Annotated in this window: 16 protein-coding genes and 2 tRNA genes; 8 read left to right on the top strand and 10 right to left on the bottom strand. The window is 56.3% G+C overall.

From position 1 onward, the window contains the following. Nucleotides 1-30 precede the first annotated feature (30 nt). A tRNA-Asp gene (locus OK409_RS10580) sits at nucleotides 31-107 on the top strand. Between the two features lies 1 nt (nucleotide 108). On the opposite strand, the gene OK409_RS10575 is transcribed toward OK409_RS10580, so the two are convergent. Beyond that, nucleotides 109-255 carry a hypothetical protein gene (locus tag OK409_RS10575; protein WP_155724509.1) on the bottom strand — a complete coding sequence of 49 codons (147 nt, stop codon included), beginning with the start codon at nucleotides 253-255 and terminating at the stop codon, nucleotides 109-111. 62 nt (nucleotides 256-317) lie between these two features. Beyond that, a complete protein-coding gene (gene yafC, locus OK409_RS10570; RefSeq protein WP_022625197.1) occupies nucleotides 318-1,220 on the bottom strand; it encodes a DNA-binding transcriptional regulator YafC in 903 nt (300 codons plus the stop codon). Between the two features lie 262 nt (nucleotides 1,221-1,482). Here yafC and OK409_RS10565 point away from each other — a divergent pair, with 262 nt between their 5' ends. Beyond that, nucleotides 1,483-2,274, top strand: a complete 792-nt coding sequence (locus tag OK409_RS10565) for an endonuclease/exonuclease/phosphatase family protein (RefSeq protein ID WP_010255114.1) — start codon at nucleotides 1,483-1,485, stop codon at nucleotides 2,272-2,274. A 108-nt stretch (nucleotides 2,275-2,382) separates the two neighbouring features. On the opposite strand, the gene mltD is transcribed toward OK409_RS10565, so the two are convergent. Continuing rightward, entirely contained in the window at nucleotides 2,383-3,759 is a 1,377-nt protein-coding gene (gene mltD, locus OK409_RS10560) for a murein transglycosylase D (protein WP_022625195.1), read from the bottom strand. A 71-nt stretch (nucleotides 3,760-3,830) separates the two neighbouring features. After that, entirely contained in the window at nucleotides 3,831-4,586 is a 756-nt protein-coding gene (gene gloB, locus OK409_RS10555) for a hydroxyacylglutathione hydrolase (protein ID WP_264367041.1), read from the bottom strand. A gap of 42 nt (nucleotides 4,587-4,628) precedes the next feature. Here gloB and OK409_RS10550 point away from each other — a divergent pair, with 42 nt between their 5' ends. Further along, nucleotides 4,629-5,366 carry a class I SAM-dependent methyltransferase gene (locus tag OK409_RS10550; RefSeq protein WP_010671138.1) on the top strand — a complete coding sequence of 246 codons (738 nt, stop codon included), beginning with the start codon at nucleotides 4,629-4,631 and terminating at the stop codon, nucleotides 5,364-5,366. On the opposite strand, the gene rnhA is transcribed toward OK409_RS10550, so the two are convergent. Then, a complete protein-coding gene (gene rnhA / locus OK409_RS10545) occupies nucleotides 5,348-5,815 on the bottom strand; it encodes a ribonuclease HI (protein ID WP_010255125.1) in 468 nt (155 codons plus the stop codon). The genes OK409_RS10550 and rnhA overlap by 19 nt on opposite strands. Before the next feature lie 51 nt (nucleotides 5,816-5,866). Between rnhA and dnaQ the strand changes: the two genes are divergently transcribed. After that, nucleotides 5,867-6,598, top strand: a complete 732-nt coding sequence (gene dnaQ, locus OK409_RS10540; RefSeq protein ID WP_264367038.1) for a DNA polymerase III subunit epsilon — start codon at nucleotides 5,867-5,869, stop codon at nucleotides 6,596-6,598. Nucleotides 6,599-6,732: 134 nt separating this feature from the next. Then, nucleotides 6,733-6,809: transfer RNA gene (locus tag OK409_RS10535), tRNA-Asp, on the top strand. A gap of 49 nt (nucleotides 6,810-6,858) precedes the next feature. On the opposite strand, the gene OK409_RS10530 is transcribed toward OK409_RS10535, so the two are convergent. Further along, the gene (locus tag OK409_RS10530; protein ID WP_010255130.1) at nucleotides 6,859-8,367 is read right to left on the bottom strand and encodes an NCS1 family nucleobase:cation symporter-1; all 1,509 of its coding nucleotides are present in this window, start codon (nucleotides 8,365-8,367) and stop codon (nucleotides 6,859-6,861) included. Between the two features lie 144 nt (nucleotides 8,368-8,511). Between OK409_RS10530 and OK409_RS10525 the strand changes: the two genes are divergently transcribed. From OK409_RS10525 to puuE, 3 genes are read left to right on the top strand one after another with little or no spacing between them, the layout of a single operon-like run. Next, on the top strand, nucleotides 8,512-9,234 hold the full coding sequence (locus OK409_RS10525; protein WP_010255133.1) for a GntR family transcriptional regulator: 723 nt from the start codon (nucleotides 8,512-8,514) through the stop codon (nucleotides 9,232-9,234). Beyond that, entirely contained in the window at nucleotides 9,231-9,962 is a 732-nt protein-coding gene (gene hpxA / locus OK409_RS10520; RefSeq protein ID WP_010671141.1) for an allantoin racemase, read from the top strand. The genes OK409_RS10525 and hpxA overlap by 4 nt, the downstream gene beginning before the upstream one ends. A 32-nt stretch (nucleotides 9,963-9,994) precedes the next feature. Then, entirely contained in the window at nucleotides 9,995-10,948 is a 954-nt protein-coding gene (puuE, locus tag OK409_RS10515) for an allantoinase PuuE (protein WP_010255138.1), read from the top strand. 50 nt (nucleotides 10,949-10,998) lie between these two features. Here the strand turns inward: puuE and hpxZ are convergent, their stop codons facing one another. The 4 genes from hpxZ to OK409_RS10495 are packed head-to-tail and all read right to left on the bottom strand — an operon-like array spanning nucleotide 10,999 to nucleotide 14,554. Continuing rightward, the gene (gene hpxZ, locus OK409_RS10510) at nucleotides 10,999-11,379 is read right to left on the bottom strand and encodes an oxalurate catabolism protein HpxZ (protein ID WP_010255141.1); all 381 of its coding nucleotides are present in this window, start codon (nucleotides 11,377-11,379) and stop codon (nucleotides 10,999-11,001) included. Then, nucleotides 11,379-12,776: an AtzE family amidohydrolase gene (locus OK409_RS10505; protein WP_122889168.1), complete on the bottom strand. Its 1,398-nt coding sequence runs from the start codon at nucleotides 12,774-12,776 to the stop codon at nucleotides 11,379-11,381. Before OK409_RS10505 ends, hpxZ begins: the two co-directional genes overlap by 1 nt. Then, complete coding sequence (hpxX, locus tag OK409_RS10500; protein ID WP_033766590.1) at nucleotides 12,773-12,955, bottom strand: oxalurate catabolism protein HpxX; 183 nt, start codon at nucleotides 12,953-12,955, stop codon at nucleotides 12,773-12,775. The genes OK409_RS10505 and hpxX overlap by 4 nt, the downstream gene beginning before the upstream one ends. Before the next feature lie 12 nt (nucleotides 12,956-12,967). After that, nucleotides 12,968-14,554, bottom strand: a complete 1,587-nt coding sequence (locus OK409_RS10495) for a gamma-glutamyltransferase family protein (protein WP_157351583.1) — start codon at nucleotides 14,552-14,554, stop codon at nucleotides 12,968-12,970. Between the last annotated feature and the right edge of the window lie 130 nt (nucleotides 14,555-14,684).

The raw sequence follows: 14,684 nt of genomic DNA, 5'->3' as shown, positions 1-14,684 counted from the left end.
CCCGTTGCTGACAGCTGTGAAAGAATCGGTGGAGCGGTAGTTCAGTTGGTTAGAATACCTGCCTGTCACGCAGGGGGTCGCGGGTTCGAGCCCCGTCCGTTCCGCCACTTAATTGGAAAGCCCTGACTTAACGGTCAGGGCTTTTTCCATTGCAGCAAATTCAACACGGAAAAATACACCGCGCTGATTCTCTTCGATCTCCCGGATCATTTTAACGATCGCTAATTCTTTGAATCTGAAGCGATAATCGCGCAATCGATCCCACCCCTTCCAAATTGTGTGCGGGCAGACCCCGATCAGGCCTGCCCCTGTAGACTTCAGGTACGCCACGGCTGGTCAGCTGTCCACTCACTCAGAAAATCGATAAAAGCGCGCACACGCTGGCTTACGCCAATATCACTGTAGTAAACAGCATGGAAGGGCATCTCGACCGGCAGACGCTGATCGGCCAACACTTCCACCAGTTTTCCCTCAGCAACTTCACGATCGATCATATAGTCCGACAGGCAGGCAATACCATTACCGGTAAGACAGAGCTGCTTAATCGTCTCTCCGCTGTTAGAGGAGATAGCCCAGCTAATATCATAGAGTTCGCCGCTTTCACGGGAGACGGGCCAGCGATTGAGTCGTGGGGAATCATCAAAGCCAAGACAGTGGTGGTTATCCAGCTCAGCCACCGTTTGCGGTGTGCCATGCTCTCGGAGATAGGCGGGGGAAGCAACCATCTTGCGAAAGCTCCTGAACAGCAGCCGGGCGCGCAGCGTTGAGTCGGTCAGATTGCCGGCGCGAATGGCGATATCCACTTTCCGCTCAATCAGATTGATAAAACTCTCTGAGGAGATCAAAGAAAGAGTCACGTCAGGATAGCGCAGACGAAAAGGTTTAATCATCGGCATCAGCAAATGCAGAATCACCGGCGTCGCGGCATCAACGCGCAGTAGTCCTTTAGGCGCCTGTAAACTCTCGATCAAATCGCTTTCTGCCGTGGTCATCTCCTGCAAAAAACGTTGAACATGGCGAAAATAGCGTTCGCCCTCCTGCGTAAGCGCCAGCTGCCGTGTTGTGCGGGTCAGCAGGGCAATACCCAGCTTGCTCTCCAGCTTTTTAACTGTCCTGCTGACGGCAGAGTTAGCCATCTTCAGCTGTTCAGCAGCGCGACTGAAACTTCCACTTTCTACTACGCTGACAAACACTTTTAGTTCATCAGAAGATGCCTTCATTCTTCCTCCCTGCAGTCACATGGCCATTAAGCCAGTTTATGACTGATAATGCTGTTATAACCAGTACAGGAGCCGTTAACGATGACATCGGGGATGTCACCGCCTGATCTGCCTCGTTTTGCTTAGCGAACTTAAAAGGGCTGCTTTATTCTGGAAAAGGTGATGAATTCTGACATTCACCTGCATCCATTGAAACCCCGGTCTAAAATCCCTATAACAGACAGGTGTTAACTGTATTTTGAATCATCAGCCAGGCGGGAAAGTGCGCAAAAAAACTTATGCAATGCGATATGTAGCAGGACAACCAGTGGAACAGATCTTTCCACCTGGCGCGATGCTCCATCTCGGTCAGGCACTGCCACCCGGCGCACCCTTGCCCGCGCACCCAAACCTCAAAGTTCTGGTATGGAACATCTTCAAGCAGCAACGCGCAGACTGGATGTCGGTACTGGAAGGATTTGGTAAGGATGCGCACCTGGTATTACTGCAGGAAGCGCAGACCACACCAGAACTGGTGGAGTTTGCCACCAGTAATTATCTCGCTGCCGATCAGGTACCTGCCTTTGTGCTGCCTCAGCATCCCTCTGGGGTGATGACGCTCGCCTCTGCGCACCCGGTCTATTGCTGCCCGTTACGTGAGCGTGAGCCTCTGCTGAGGCTGTCAAAATCGGCACTGGTCACGGCGTATCCGCTGCCCACGGGTGAAATGCTGATGGTCGTGAACATCCATGCGGTAAATTTCAGCCTGGGCGTAGACGTCTACAGTAAACAGCTGGGGCCAATCGGGGAGCAGATCATGCATCACCAGGGGCCGGTGATTATGGCCGGGGATTTCAATGCCTGGAGCCGTCAGCGCATCAATGCCCTCTACCGTTTTGCACAGCGAATGAAGCTGGAAGAGGTCATGTTCACTGCCGATCACCGCCGTAAAGCCTTTGGTCGCCCGCTGGATTTCGTCTTCTATCGCGATCTCAGGGTGAGTGAGGCATCCGTACTGGTGACGCGCGCGTCCGACCATAACCCCTTACTGGTGGAGTTCAGTTCAGGAAGCTAGTCCGGTGCATTAAGCGAGCCTGCAAAGGGGAGGGAAGTCCGGCAGATGAGTAAACGGTGGCGGATGAATAAAAGAAAAAGGCTGACAAATGTCAGCCTTTTCAACGTATCAGGTATCAGGTGTTGCGTTATTATTCACAAACAGCGTTAAGTTATCGCCGGGTTGAATATCTTTCGCACTGTCCAGCACACTGTTCCAGCGCATCACGTCTTTGATGTTAACGCCGTGATGACGGGCAATACTGTCAAGAGAATCACCCTTACGAACACGATAGGTGATGCTGTTGCCGTTATCAGCCAGTCGGGTGCCATTCGAACCAATGGTCAGAGTCTGACCCGGTCGGATATCAGCACCGCGCAGGTTGTTATCCTGCTTCAGTGTCGAGACGCTAACGCCAAGTTTTGAGGCGATACCAGAGAGCGTATCACCCCGTCGCACTTTGTACCCGCCACTCGCACTGGCTTTCGCAAGCTGAGTAGGCTGTACCGCTGCGATGTCACCGGAAGCCAGTGAGTTACGCAGTTTCGCGACGTTCGACTTCGGCACCATAATATAGTGTGGGCCGTTTGGCGCTGTTGCACCGCCTTTATAACCGGTATTGAAGCTCTTCAGTTTCGTGAGCGACATACCCGCCATTTCGGCAGCCTGCGTCAGCTGTATCTGCTGACCCACTTCCACTCGCGCCAGAGCACGACTTTCATTAGGTGTCGGCAGTTTGATACCGTAACGCTTGTTATTTTTGAGCAGTTCACTCAGAGCTAACATTTTAGGCACATACACGGTCGTTTCGCGTGGCAGCGATAAATGCCAGAAGTCAGTCGGCTTACCGCGCGCCTTGTTCTGCTTTATCGCTTTGAGTACACGTCCTTCACCACTGTTGTACGCTGCGATGGTTAATAACCAGTCGCCGTCAAACATGGTGTTAAGACGCTGCATCATATCCAGCGCAACTTTCGTGGATGCGACCACATCACGTCGCCCATCGTAATACTGGTTCTGTTTCAAACCATAGTTTCGACCTGTTGCAGCAACAATCTGCCAGATACCAGCGGCATTGGCGGATGAGGTTGCCCGGGGGTCAAAAGCGCTCTCCACTATGGGTAGCAGTACCAGTTCCATCGGCATTTTACGTTTCTGTATCTGCTCGACTATCCAGTACATGTACGGCTCTGCCCGTAATGTTACATCGTGGAGATAGCTCTTATTTTTTAAAAATTTACTTTTTTGTTCGCGGATTGCCGGGTTTTCCGGAATCCCCATCTTCAACTCGTCACTAATGAAACTCCAGAGATCTGCGTCTGCTGCGAGGCCAGTTCCATCTTCCTGCCATCGCGGCGACAAAAACTCGTCTCCGTACTTTCCATTTTCACCTTGACCAGCTGAAGACAGACTCTGTGCATGCTGTACCGGGATATTGGCATCGTTCCTGGACGCCTGACATCCTACCAGCAAGACTGAGGCGAGTAAGATCGCTTTAGCCTTCATGTGTGTGTCAATAGTTCGCTTAAAAGACGAGCAACTATACGTGACGACTTTTCACAACACAACCCGAAAAATCAAAAAGCGTCTTTCTTCTCGCGTAGAACGGCAAATGAACGCCATACAGGTTCATCAGTAACGTTAACGTTTAATGCCCTTTGTAAATCAACGTCTTGCGTGCGAAGAAATAAATTTATTGTCCGTTCGTGCGCCAGTTTTGTGGGCAAACTAATGCCATTTTCAGCGCGTAAGTCCTTAATTTTCTGATATTCGGCCGTTATTTGTGGGTCATGGGGCAGAATAGCCGCAGCAAACTTCAGATTGGATAAAGTATATTCATGTGCGCAGCAGACTAATGTTTCACCTGGAAGCTGGTTAAGCTTTTGAAAGGAATCATACATCTGCTCTGCCGTGCCCTCAAAAAGGCGTCCGCAGCCGCCCGAAAAGAGTGTGTCACCACAGAAAAGATAAGGTGAGCTGTAATATGAGATATGTCCTAAAGTGTGACCAGGGGTGTGGATCACCTCAAACGTCAGGCCCAGTACCGTGACCTTATCGCCTTCGCTGACTATGGTTCTGGCCCCTTTAGCCGCAGTTTCCTGGGGACCATAGACCTCAAGCTGAGGGAAATGCTCGCACAGTGTTTTCACTCCGCCCGTATGGTCGTTATGGTGGTGAGTCAGCAGAATAGCGACCGGCTGCCAGCCGTTGGAGGCCATTTTTTCTAACACCGGTTGGACTTCGCCGGGATCGACAATCAGGCATTTACCGTCATCATCAGTCAGCGTCCAGATGTAGTTGTCCTGCAACGCAGGAATACTGGTAAGATTCATCATCACCTCTCGCAGGTCGTAGGAAAAGGAAGAGCGTAAAGCATGAAGCCCGCTAAATCACGCCAGATTCTGAACGCACCGCTGTCATGGCGCGATATGCCGTGGGGAGATTATTTCCGCGACGCGCTAACGCAGCAGCTTCAGCCTTACCTTGGAAAGCTTTATGGCTTTCATATGCTTAAGCTTGGCAACCTCAGCGCAGAAATCAACACCGAAAACTGTGCTATTTCACATCAGGTCAATGTTGGCAGGGAAGGTGAGCTGTTACAGGTGCTGGCTGACCCGATGCAACTGCCGTTTGAGTCGAAGTCGATCGATGCCTGTTTGCTGGCCCATACGCTCGCCTGGAGCCAGGATCCTCACCGGGTGTTACGTGAAGTAGATAGGGTGTTAATTGATGATGGCTGGATGATTATCAGCGGCTTCAATCCATTCAGCCTGCTCGGCGTGAGTAAGATGGTGCCGGGCCTGAACCGCAAAGCCCCCTGGAGCGGACGGATGTTCAGCCAGGTGCGGTTAGTCGACTGGCTGGGACTGTTGAATTATGAGGTGGTCTATCGCACCCGCTTTCAGGTGCTGCCGTGGCATCGGCAGGGCGGAAAACTGATCAGCGCCCACTTACCGGCGCTGGGCTGTCTGAATATTGTGGTGGCACGTAAACGCACCTTCCCGCTGCTGCCGACCCGGGCTAAGAAGAGTATGAGCACCAGCAAGATCCGCCAGACGGTCAATGCCACACGCCAGTTCCGGCAGGCAGAGGATCAGGATTCGGTTTTATAACCGATATCCTCAAAAGCGGGATTTTCAGCTGCGCTGCGGGCCAGCACGTCGCAGCGCTCATTTTCCGGATGTCCGGCATGGCCTTTAACCCACTCCCACTGAATCTTATGGGTGCTGAGTGCTAAGTCGAGACGCTGCCAGAGATCGACATTCTTCACCGGCTTTTTGTCGGCGGTTTTCCAGCCACGCTTTTTCCAGTTATGGATCCAGCTGGTAATTCCCTGACGCACATACTGACTGTCGGTACTGAGCACCACATCGCACGGCTGGGTCAGCGCTTCCAGTGAGACAATCGCCGCCATCAGCTCCATCCGGTTATTGGTGGTAAGGTGATAGCCCGCGCTGAAGGTTTTCTCATGCTGACCGTAGCGTAAAATCGCCCCATAACCGCCGGGACCGGGATTTCCAAGACAGGATCCATCGGTGAATATTTCTACCTGTTTGCGCATCTCTGGTAGACTTCCTCTCAAAAACGCTAAGTCTGACATAAAACGGGTCTTATGAGCACTGCAAATAACCGCCAGATCGTTCTCGATACTGAAACCACCGGCATGAACATGATCGGGGTACATTATGAGGGGCATCGCATCATTGAGATTGGTGCGGTAGAGGTGATTAACCGTCGCCTGACCGGTAACAATTTCCATATGTATCTCAAGCCCGATCGGCTGGTCGATCCCGAAGCCTTTGGCGTACACGGCATTGCCGATGAGTTCCTGGCCGACAAGCCTGCCTTCAGCGAGATCGCCGATGAGTTTCTCGACTACATTCGCGGTGCTGAATTAGTAATCCATAACGCCCCGTTTGATATCGGCTTTATGGACTACGAGTTTGCAAAGCTGAACCGCGGCATTGAGAAAACCGAAATCTTCTGCAAAATCACCGACAGTCTGGCGCTGGCGCGCCGTATGTTTCCCGGCAAGCGCAACAGCCTTGATGCGCTTTGCTCGCGTTACGAAATAGACAACAGCAAACGAACCCTGCACGGCGCACTGCTCGATGCCGAGATTCTGGCTGAAGTCTTCCTGACGATGACCGGCGGACAGACGTCACTCTCCTTTTTATCGGAAAGTGAAAGCGCCCGACAGGCGCAGGGAGAGAGCATCCAGCGCATCGTGCGTCCCACCTCTGCACTGCGCGTGGTCACGGCCAGCGATGAGGAAGTGGTTGCCCATGAGTCACGTCTGGATCTGGTGATGAAAAAGGGTGGTAGTTGCCTGTGGCGCGGCTGAATTACGCATTTTTGTGGATAAAATCAACGGCAAGCTGAAAAAAACAGCAAACGATTTGTTCGCCTGGAAAAAGCGTTGACGTCGCAACAGGCTGCCATTACTATGCGCCTCGTTCCCGACGGGGAACAAAGCGCGGAGCGGTAGTTCAGTTGGTTAGAATACCTGCCTGTCACGCAGGGGGTCGCGGGTTCGAGCCCCGTCCGTTCCGCCAATCTCTTTAAAAAAGCCGATTCAGAAATGAATCGGCTTTTTGCTGTCTGCTATTCAGCAGCGGCCTGGTTCTTCGGTGCCATCACCTCGCCTTGCCAGCGGGCACCATCCTCCGCCTCACGATCTTCACGGGCGATAAAGCGATAGCAGCCTGCCGCCAGACCGGCACCAATAAACCAGCTGAAGTTCGCCACCTGATGCAGGGAAGGGATAAAGCTAATCACCAGGCAAATCGCCACCGATGGCAGCAGCGCGCCAATCGCTTTAGGGTTAAAGCCACCGCGATACCAGTAACGGCCTGCTGGCGTATCGTTAAACAGATCGTCGACCGAGATACGTCCACGTTTAATCAGATAGAAATCGGTCAGCAGAATCCCGAACAGCGGCCCGATAAACGATCCCAGCACATCCAGCGTATAGTGAATCAGCTCTGGAGACTGGAACAGATTCCACGGCGTTAACAGCACCGACCCCACCGCGGCGATCATCCCGCCGGTACGGAAACTGATTTTCTGCGGTGAACAGTTGGAGAAGTCAAAAGCGGGCGAGACGAAGTTCGCCACGATATTGATGCCGATGGTAGCGGTAATCATGGTCAGCAATCCAATCGCGACCGCCAGATCGTTGCCGACCATGCTCACGGTTTCGATGGGATCGGTAATCATTTTGCCAAACAGCGATTGGGTGCCCGACACAATCACTACGGTCACCACCGAGAACAGCAGAAAGTTAAACGGCAGTCCCCAGCGGTTGCCGCGACGGATCTCTGACATGCTTTTGCCGTAGCGTGAGAAGTCACCGAAGTTCAGCAGCGGCCCGGAGAAGTAAGAGACCACCAGCGCCGTCGCCGTAATCATCTGCCACGTCTGCTCGCCTGCGGTAAGCGATTTGCTGGCGAGAGTAAACGAAATCCCATCGAAACCGGTCTTGTATACAATCCAGCCCGCCAGCGCCACCATCACCACATAGACCGCCGGTCCGGCGACATCAATAAACCGTTTGATGGCGTTCATGCCATGCCAGAACACCATCGCCTGCAGTAACCACATAATGCCGAAGCAGCACCAGCCCAGCAGCGACAGACCAAGCCAGTGCGGCACGGTCATCGACGTCAGCGACGGCGCGAACTTCAGCAGCACCAGCATCAGCGCATTCGCCGCCAGATAGGTCTGGATGCCATACCAGGCGAACGCGATCAGACCGCGTATCACTGCCGGGATATTGGCACCAAACACCCCAAACGCCTGACGGCAGATCACCGCATAGGGGACGCCCGCCATCTGGCTCGGTTTCGCCACCAGATTCGCACAGATCTGCACGATGCAGATCCCCGCCAGCAGGCAGAGCAGCACCTGCCAGCTGGCTAATCCCAGCGTGAAGAAGCTGGCGGCCACCACATAGCCGCCCATGCTGTGCACATCCGACATCCAGAAAGAAAAAATGTTGTACCACGACCAGTTCTGATCGCGAGTCGGTGCCAGGTCGTCGTTACAGAGTCGTGGGCTGTAACGGGCGTTGGCTTCAGAGGCCGTGCTGGCCACCGTTGATTGATTTGGCATGAAACCTGCTCCTCTACCCGAGAGTGGAATGAATAATCTGGTAAAGCGGTATTGCAGGATCCAGGCCAGATCTCTTTTCTTGTATACAATATTTATTTTTCACGTATACGATATGTGGCGTACAGCAAGCGACCGGAGTGGGTAATGACGAGTAAAACAGGACAGCGAGACGCCACCAGGCTGCAGGATAAAGATGAAGGGATTTACCAGGCGTTGATGAACGCCATTGTTGAGCATCAGCTGCCGCCGGGCAGTAAACTGCCGGAAGAGGCCCTTTCCGGGGTCTTTGGCGTGAGCCGCACCGGCATCCGCAAAGTGCTGCAACGCCTCGCGGCGGTGCAAATGGTCACTCTGACGCCCAAACGTGGTGCGCAGGTCTCCACACCCGGCGTTGAAGAGGCGCGGGATATCTTCTCAACCCGCAGCTTAATGGAGTGCGCTAATCTGCCAGCGGTACTGGCCCATCTGCAGCCCCCGCATCTGGTGGCGCTGGAGCAGCTCATCGCGCAGGAGAATCAGGCGCACGCCGATCATGATGGCCCGGCAGCCATCCGGCTGTCAGCGGCCTTTCATATTCAGTTGCAGGCGATCTCCGGGAATCAGGTGCTCACCGGCATGGTGACCAGTCTGACGCAGCGATCATCGCTGGTGATCGCCGCCTATGGCGCACCCTGGCAGCGTGGCTGCCGCTGTGACGATCATGCGAATCTGCTTCAGTTACTGCGCGCGCGTGCGCTGCAGCCGCTGACGCAGGCGCTACAGCATCACTTCGAGCACATCGTCTCCAGCCTGCACTTTGAGCGCAGCGGGGAAACGCTGCCCGACTTTTCCCGACTGTTTGCCGCAGGCTCTGGAGCTGCCTCATGAGCCTGATTCAGGTTATTAACCCTAATACCAGCCTGGCGATGACCGAAACTATCGGTCAGGCCGCGCGTGCGGTCGCCGCACCGGGCACCGAAATTCTGGCTGTTTCGCCGTCGCAGGGTGTGCCCTCCATTGAAGGGCATTTCGATGAGGCGATCGCCGCCATCGGCGTGCTGGAGCAGATTAAACTGGGCAGAGCGCAGGGCGTCAGCGGCCACGTCATTGCCTGCTTTGGCGATCCGGGTTTGCTGGCGGCACGCGAACTGGCCAGCGGACCGGTGATCGGCATCGCGGAAGCGGCGATGCATACCGCCACGCTGCTGGCGACGCGTTTCTCCATTGTCACCACGCTGCCGCGCACCCTGGTGATTGCGCGTCATCTGCTGCAGCAGTATGGCTTTACCCATCACTGTGCCGCACTGCATGCCATCGATCTGCCGGTACTGGCGCTGGAAGATGGCAGCGGCCTGGCGCAGGAAAAAGTGCGGCAGCGCTGCATTCAGGCTAAACGGGAAGATGGCAGCGGGGCGATTGTGCTGGGCTGTGGCGGAATGGCGACGCTGGCCGGGGAGCTGACCCGGGAGCTCGGCCTGCCGGTGATCGATGGCGTCAGCGCGGCGGTGAAGATGGTGGAGTCGCTGGTGGCGCTTGGTTTTGGCACCAGCAAACATGGTGATCTGGCCTGGCCTTTGCAGAAACCTCTCTCAGGTGCGTTTCAGCATCTAAACTAACGGAACTTTCCCGAATCAAAACAGGTGGAGTGATGACTGACGCTGCAGAGAAGAAAGAGTACAGCTTTAACAAAAACTATCCGCGCGATTTAATCGGTTATGGCGCTCATCCGCCGCACGCCGCCTGGCCCAACAACGCCCGTGTGGCGGTGCAGTTTGTTCTGAACTACGAAGAGGGCGCAGAAAACAGCGTGCTGCACGGCGACACCGGCTCAGAGCAGTTCCTCTCCGACATCATCGGGGCAGCCAGCTATCCCGATCGCCACATGTCGATGGAGTCGCTGTATGAGTACGGCTCACGCGCCGGTTTCTGGCGTATCCACAACGAATTCCAGAAACGCGGTCTGCCGTTAACGGTTTTCGGCGTGGCGATGGCGCTGGCGCGTCATCCGGAAGTCGTCGAAGCGATTAAACAGGCTGACTACGATGTGGTCAGTCACGGCTGGCGCTGGATCCACTATCAGGGCATGGATGCAAAAACCGAACGCCAGCATATGCAGCAGGCGGTCGATGTGCTGGTTGATCTGTTTGGTAAAGCGCCGACCGGCTGGTACACCGGCCGCGACAGCCCGAATACCCGTCGGCTGGTGGTGGAGCAGGGCGGTTTTAGCTATGACAGTGACTACTACGGCGACGATCTGCCTTTCTGGACCCAGGTCACCTGTCAGGATGGAACGGTTAAACCGCACCTGATTATCCCCTATACCCTGGAGTGCAATGACATGCGCTTTGCCTCGCCGCAGGGATTTAATACCGCGGAACAGTTCTTTACCTATCTGCGCGACAGCTTCGATGTGCTGTATGAAGAGGGCGAAACCGCACCGAAGATGATGTCGATCGGTATGCATTGCCGCCTGCTGGGTCGTCCTGGCAAATTCCGCGCGCTGCAGAATTTTCTCGATCACATCCAGCAGCATGAGGATGTCTGGATCTGTACCCGTCAGCAGATCGCTGACCACTGGATCAACACGCACCCGGCACCTTAAGCCGGTTCCGGCGCTCGGCCCGCGTTGATCGGGCGAAGCGCCGGACGATGTCAGCTCATCAGGCTGACCTGCGCCGCCACGATGCACCAGCCGTGGGGCATGCGTACCCAGGTCTGCTGCTGACGGCCAATTTTATCGCTGCCGGTGCGGGTAAATTCGGTGCTGCAGACCGCATAATCCTCGCCAAAGGTGGTGATCACGGTGTTTCGCAGCGTCCGGTTCAGCCCGGCTGAAGGACGCGCGGCGCGGAAGGCCCGAATCTCATCAATGCCATACAGATTCTCACCCGCGCCGAGGCGCACGGTTCGCGGGTCGTGCCAGAACAACGCATCCAGTTCGGCCACGTCATTGCTGACCAGCGCCTGCTCGTAGCGGTAAAACTGCGCCGTCACCTCGGTGACTACCTGCGGTAAATTAATCTCTCTGTTCATCAGGCTCCAGCCATATTGATTTGCGGTATCGTAATGCCGCGTTGTTCCAGTGCCCAGGCGGCACGTAACACCGCCTCTTCATTAAATGGACGGGCGATAAGCTGTAATCCAATCGGCAGACCGCTTCGGGTCGCCAGCGGCACGGTACAGACCGGCAATCCCAGGAAGGAGATCGGCTGCGTCAGCATACCCATGCTCGCCTTAGCGGGCAGCGATTCCCCCTGAATCGACAGGGTCTGCTGACCGATGGTGATCGCGCTGCAGGGTGTCGCCGGCGCTATCAGCACATCAAACCGATCAAAAAGCGGCAACACCTGCTGCTGGAAATGGCGGCGGAAACGCTGCGCCTGCACGTACCAGGCACCTGGCATCATGGCACCGGCCAGCAGACGCTCGCGTGAATTAGGTTCAAACTGCTCAGGCGTCTGGCGCAGGGCGGGCAGATAGTGATTGCCGCCTTCTGCCGCGGTCATGATAAATGCCGCCGAGCGTGCCAGCTCAGCGTCCGGCATCAGCACCTCTTCCTGTGCATCAAGTGCTGCCGCGATCACCGCGACGGCAGCGCGGGCATCCTCATCGCACCAGCGGGCAAAAAAGCCACCCAGTACGCCGCAGCGCAAGCCTTCGCTGCCCTGTGACAGCCCCGGTAGCGTCGCGGCCAGCGGGCGATCGGCCTGAAACGCATCGGTGTGGTCTGCGCCCTGCAACAGATCATATACCAGCGCCAGGTCTTCAACCCGCCGCGCCAGAGGACCGATGTGATCGAGGCTGGCGACAAACGGATGGCTGCCGCTGCGTGACAACCGGCCAAAGGTCGGCTTAAGACCAAAAATACCGCACAGCGACGCGGGCACTCGAATCGAGCCGTTGGTGTCGGTGCCCAGTGAAAAGTGGACCAGACCGGCGGCCACGGCAGCCGCCGAACCGCCTGACGAGCCGCCAGCCACGCGGCTGAGATCGCGCGGATTGTGCGTCGCGCCGTAGTGGCTGTTTTCGGTGGTAAAACCATACGCGTAGGCATCCATGTTCAGCATGCCAGACAGCAGCGCACCAGAGCGACGCAGTTTATCGACAGCAAACGCATCTGCACGTGCCGCCGGCCGGTCGCTGAACAGGCTGGCACCGGCCAGGGTAGTGTGACCCGCCACATCAAACAGGTTTTTTACCGCATACGGGATGCCCGCCAGCGGTGGCAGGGTTTCGCCGCGCTGCCGCTGCGCATCAATCGCACTGGCTTCTTTTAACATGCGCGGCCCGGTCACTTCCGTCCAGGCATTCAGCGCCGGATTGTGCTGCTCAACCGCCTGCAGCGTGCGCTTTGCCACTTCCAGCGCACTGATTTCACCCTGCTGAATCGCCCGTTGCAGGGTCTGAATCGAAACGTCACCTAATCTCATGCCTGGTATACTCCTGCCACTTCAAGCCGGTCATCCAGCGGAAACGTCATCAGCGGCGCGGCCATCTCCGCGATACGCGACAGCTGGATCAGCAGTTCAGCGCGGCGGGCGTCATCCAGTTCCAGTTGCAGTATCTGCTCCATATGGCCGATGTAGCTGGCCCAGTCGTGTTGATTCATGATTCGCTCCTGTTAAAAACCGGCGGCGCTGCCGTTACTGCGTGGATCGCTTGCGCCCTCAAACATGCCGTTGCTGTGGCGCACAATGGCGCCCGCATGGCCCACGGATTCGCTGAAGTCCGGCAGCAGCTCCACCTCATGTCCCCACAGACGCAGCATCAATACCGTTTCGTCGTCAAAACGACCTTCCAGTTTCAGCGAGTCTGATGATTGCCCCCAGGTCCGGCCCAGCAGCCAGCGCGGCGCACTGACCGCCTGTTGTAACGGCAAGCCCTGAATCACATGGCGGGTAAAAATCGCCGCCTGAGTCTGCGGCTGTCCATCCCCACCCATCGCGCCATACACCAGCGTCCGGCCATCTTTCAGCCGTGCGGCGGCAGGATTCAGGGTATGAAACGGTTGCTTACCGGGTGCCAGGGCCAGCAGATGGTCAGGATCGAGGCTGAAAGCGGCGCCGCGGTTCTGCCAGGTGATACCCGTGCCGGGCAGCACCACACCACTGCCAAATTCGTGATAAATGCTCTGAATAAAGGAGACGGCCAGGCCGCTGCTGTCCATCACGCCCATCCAGACCGTATCGCCCGGCCCGCGTCCGTTTCCCCATGCCGCCGCCTCTCCATCGGTGATCTGGCTGGCGAGTGTGGCAAGGTGATCGCTGTCCAGCAGCGCCTGCAAATCTTCCGTGACGTGACGTGGATCGGTGATGTGTTTGTCGCGCAGTGCAAATGCTTTTTTGGTGGCTTCCACGATACGGTGCACCGTCTGCGCATCGTCAGCCTCCGCCATCTCCAGCCGATCGGTGATGCCCAGGATCGCCAGCGACACCATGCCCTGCGTTGGCGGGGTGATATTCCAGATATCACCTTCGCTGTGGGAGAGATGCAGCGGCGTTGTGCGACGGGCGCGATGCTGCTGCAGATCGGCCAGCGTCACCGGCATGCCCAGCGTGGTCATCTCATCGGCCATATGGTGAGCCAGCGGGCCGCGATAAAAGCTGTCGAGCCCCTCTTCAGTAAGCTGGCTGAGGGTGTTAGCCAGTGCGGGCTGGGTAAAACGGCTGCCAGGCTGCGGCACGTTGCCGTCAGGCATAAAGGTGGCGCTGAAGCCGGGCTGATGCTGCAATTCACTGCGGAACGTCGCGGTGGCGGCGCTCTGTGAGGCAGTCACCGGAATACCGTCGGCGGCGTAGTGAATCGCATCGCGCAGCAGACGTGCCAGCGGCAGCGGCGGGGTGCCCATCTCAGCCGAGAGATTCAGTGCCTCCTGCCAGCCGCTGACCGTACCGGCCACGGTCAGCGCCGCTTTCGGCCCGCGATGCGGAATCTTAGGGTGATCGGCGTAGAAATCGTGATGAGCCAGCGAACCGGCTGCGCCGCTGGCGTCGATAGCGACAGGATCGCCGCCGGGCGGCAGAATCAGCCAGAAACCATCACCGCCCAGTCCATTCATATGCGGGTAGACCACGGCGATGGTCGCGGCAGCGGCCACCATTGCTTCAATGGCATTACCGCCATCACGCAGAACCGCGAGCGCGCTTTCACTCGCCAGATGGTGTGGCGTCACCGCCATCCCCTGCGGGGCCATATTGCTTTGAATCATTTTTTTCTCGTTATCCGGGTGACAGAACCGATAACAAAGCAAGAGCTGTTCCAGTTTTCACCCTGAGCTGACAATGCGCCGGTTAACCTGGCGCAAATTGTGCTAGCTTCTGCTGAAACAAAAGTTACAG

This window comes from Pantoea sp. RG18 (assembly GCF_025910075.1).
GTDB classification, from domain to species: domain Bacteria; phylum Pseudomonadota; class Gammaproteobacteria; order Enterobacterales; family Enterobacteriaceae; genus Pantoea; species Pantoea agglomerans.
This window is presented reverse-complemented; position numbering and strand designations above follow the sequence as displayed.

What these genes read in the sequence shown, in the direction of transcription:
- puuE (WP_010255138.1), top strand. Translation starts at nt 9,995, where the DNA reads ATGACTGACGCTGCAGAGAAGAAAGAGTACAGCTTTAACAAAAACTAT.
- hpxA (WP_010671141.1), top strand. Translation starts at nt 9,231, where the DNA reads ATGAGCCTGATTCAGGTTATTAACCCTAATACCAGCCTGGCGATGACC.
- OK409_RS10525 (WP_010255133.1), top strand. Translation starts at nt 8,512, where the DNA reads ATGACGAGTAAAACAGGACAGCGAGACGCCACCAGGCTGCAGGATAAA.
- gloB (WP_264367041.1), bottom strand. Translation starts at nt 4,586, where the DNA reads ATGAATCTTACCAGTATTCCTGCGTTGCAGGACAACTACATCTGGACG.
- OK409_RS10530 (WP_010255130.1), bottom strand. Translation starts at nt 8,367, where the DNA reads ATGCCAAATCAATCAACGGTGGCCAGCACGGCCTCTGAAGCCAACGCC.
- OK409_RS10495 (WP_157351583.1), bottom strand. Translation starts at nt 14,554, where the DNA reads ATGATTCAAAGCAATATGGCCCCGCAGGGGATGGCGGTGACGCCACAC.
- hpxX (WP_033766590.1), bottom strand. Translation starts at nt 12,955, where the DNA reads ATGAATCAACACGACTGGGCCAGCTACATCGGCCATATGGAGCAGATA.
- OK409_RS10505 (WP_122889168.1), bottom strand. Translation starts at nt 12,776, where the DNA reads ATGAGATTAGGTGACGTTTCGATTCAGACCCTGCAACGGGCGATTCAG.
- yafC (WP_022625197.1), bottom strand. Translation starts at nt 1,220, where the DNA reads ATGAAGGCATCTTCTGATGAACTAAAAGTGTTTGTCAGCGTAGTAGAA.
- dnaQ (WP_264367038.1), top strand. Translation starts at nt 5,867, where the DNA reads ATGAGCACTGCAAATAACCGCCAGATCGTTCTCGATACTGAAACCACC.
- rnhA (WP_010255125.1), bottom strand. Translation starts at nt 5,815, where the DNA reads ATGCGCAAACAGGTAGAAATATTCACCGATGGATCCTGTCTTGGAAAT.
- OK409_RS10550 (WP_010671138.1), top strand. Translation starts at nt 4,629, where the DNA reads ATGAAGCCCGCTAAATCACGCCAGATTCTGAACGCACCGCTGTCATGG.
- mltD (WP_022625195.1), bottom strand. Translation starts at nt 3,759, where the DNA reads ATGAAGGCTAAAGCGATCTTACTCGCCTCAGTCTTGCTGGTAGGATGT.
- hpxZ (WP_010255141.1), bottom strand. Translation starts at nt 11,379, where the DNA reads ATGAACAGAGAGATTAATTTACCGCAGGTAGTCACCGAGGTGACGGCG.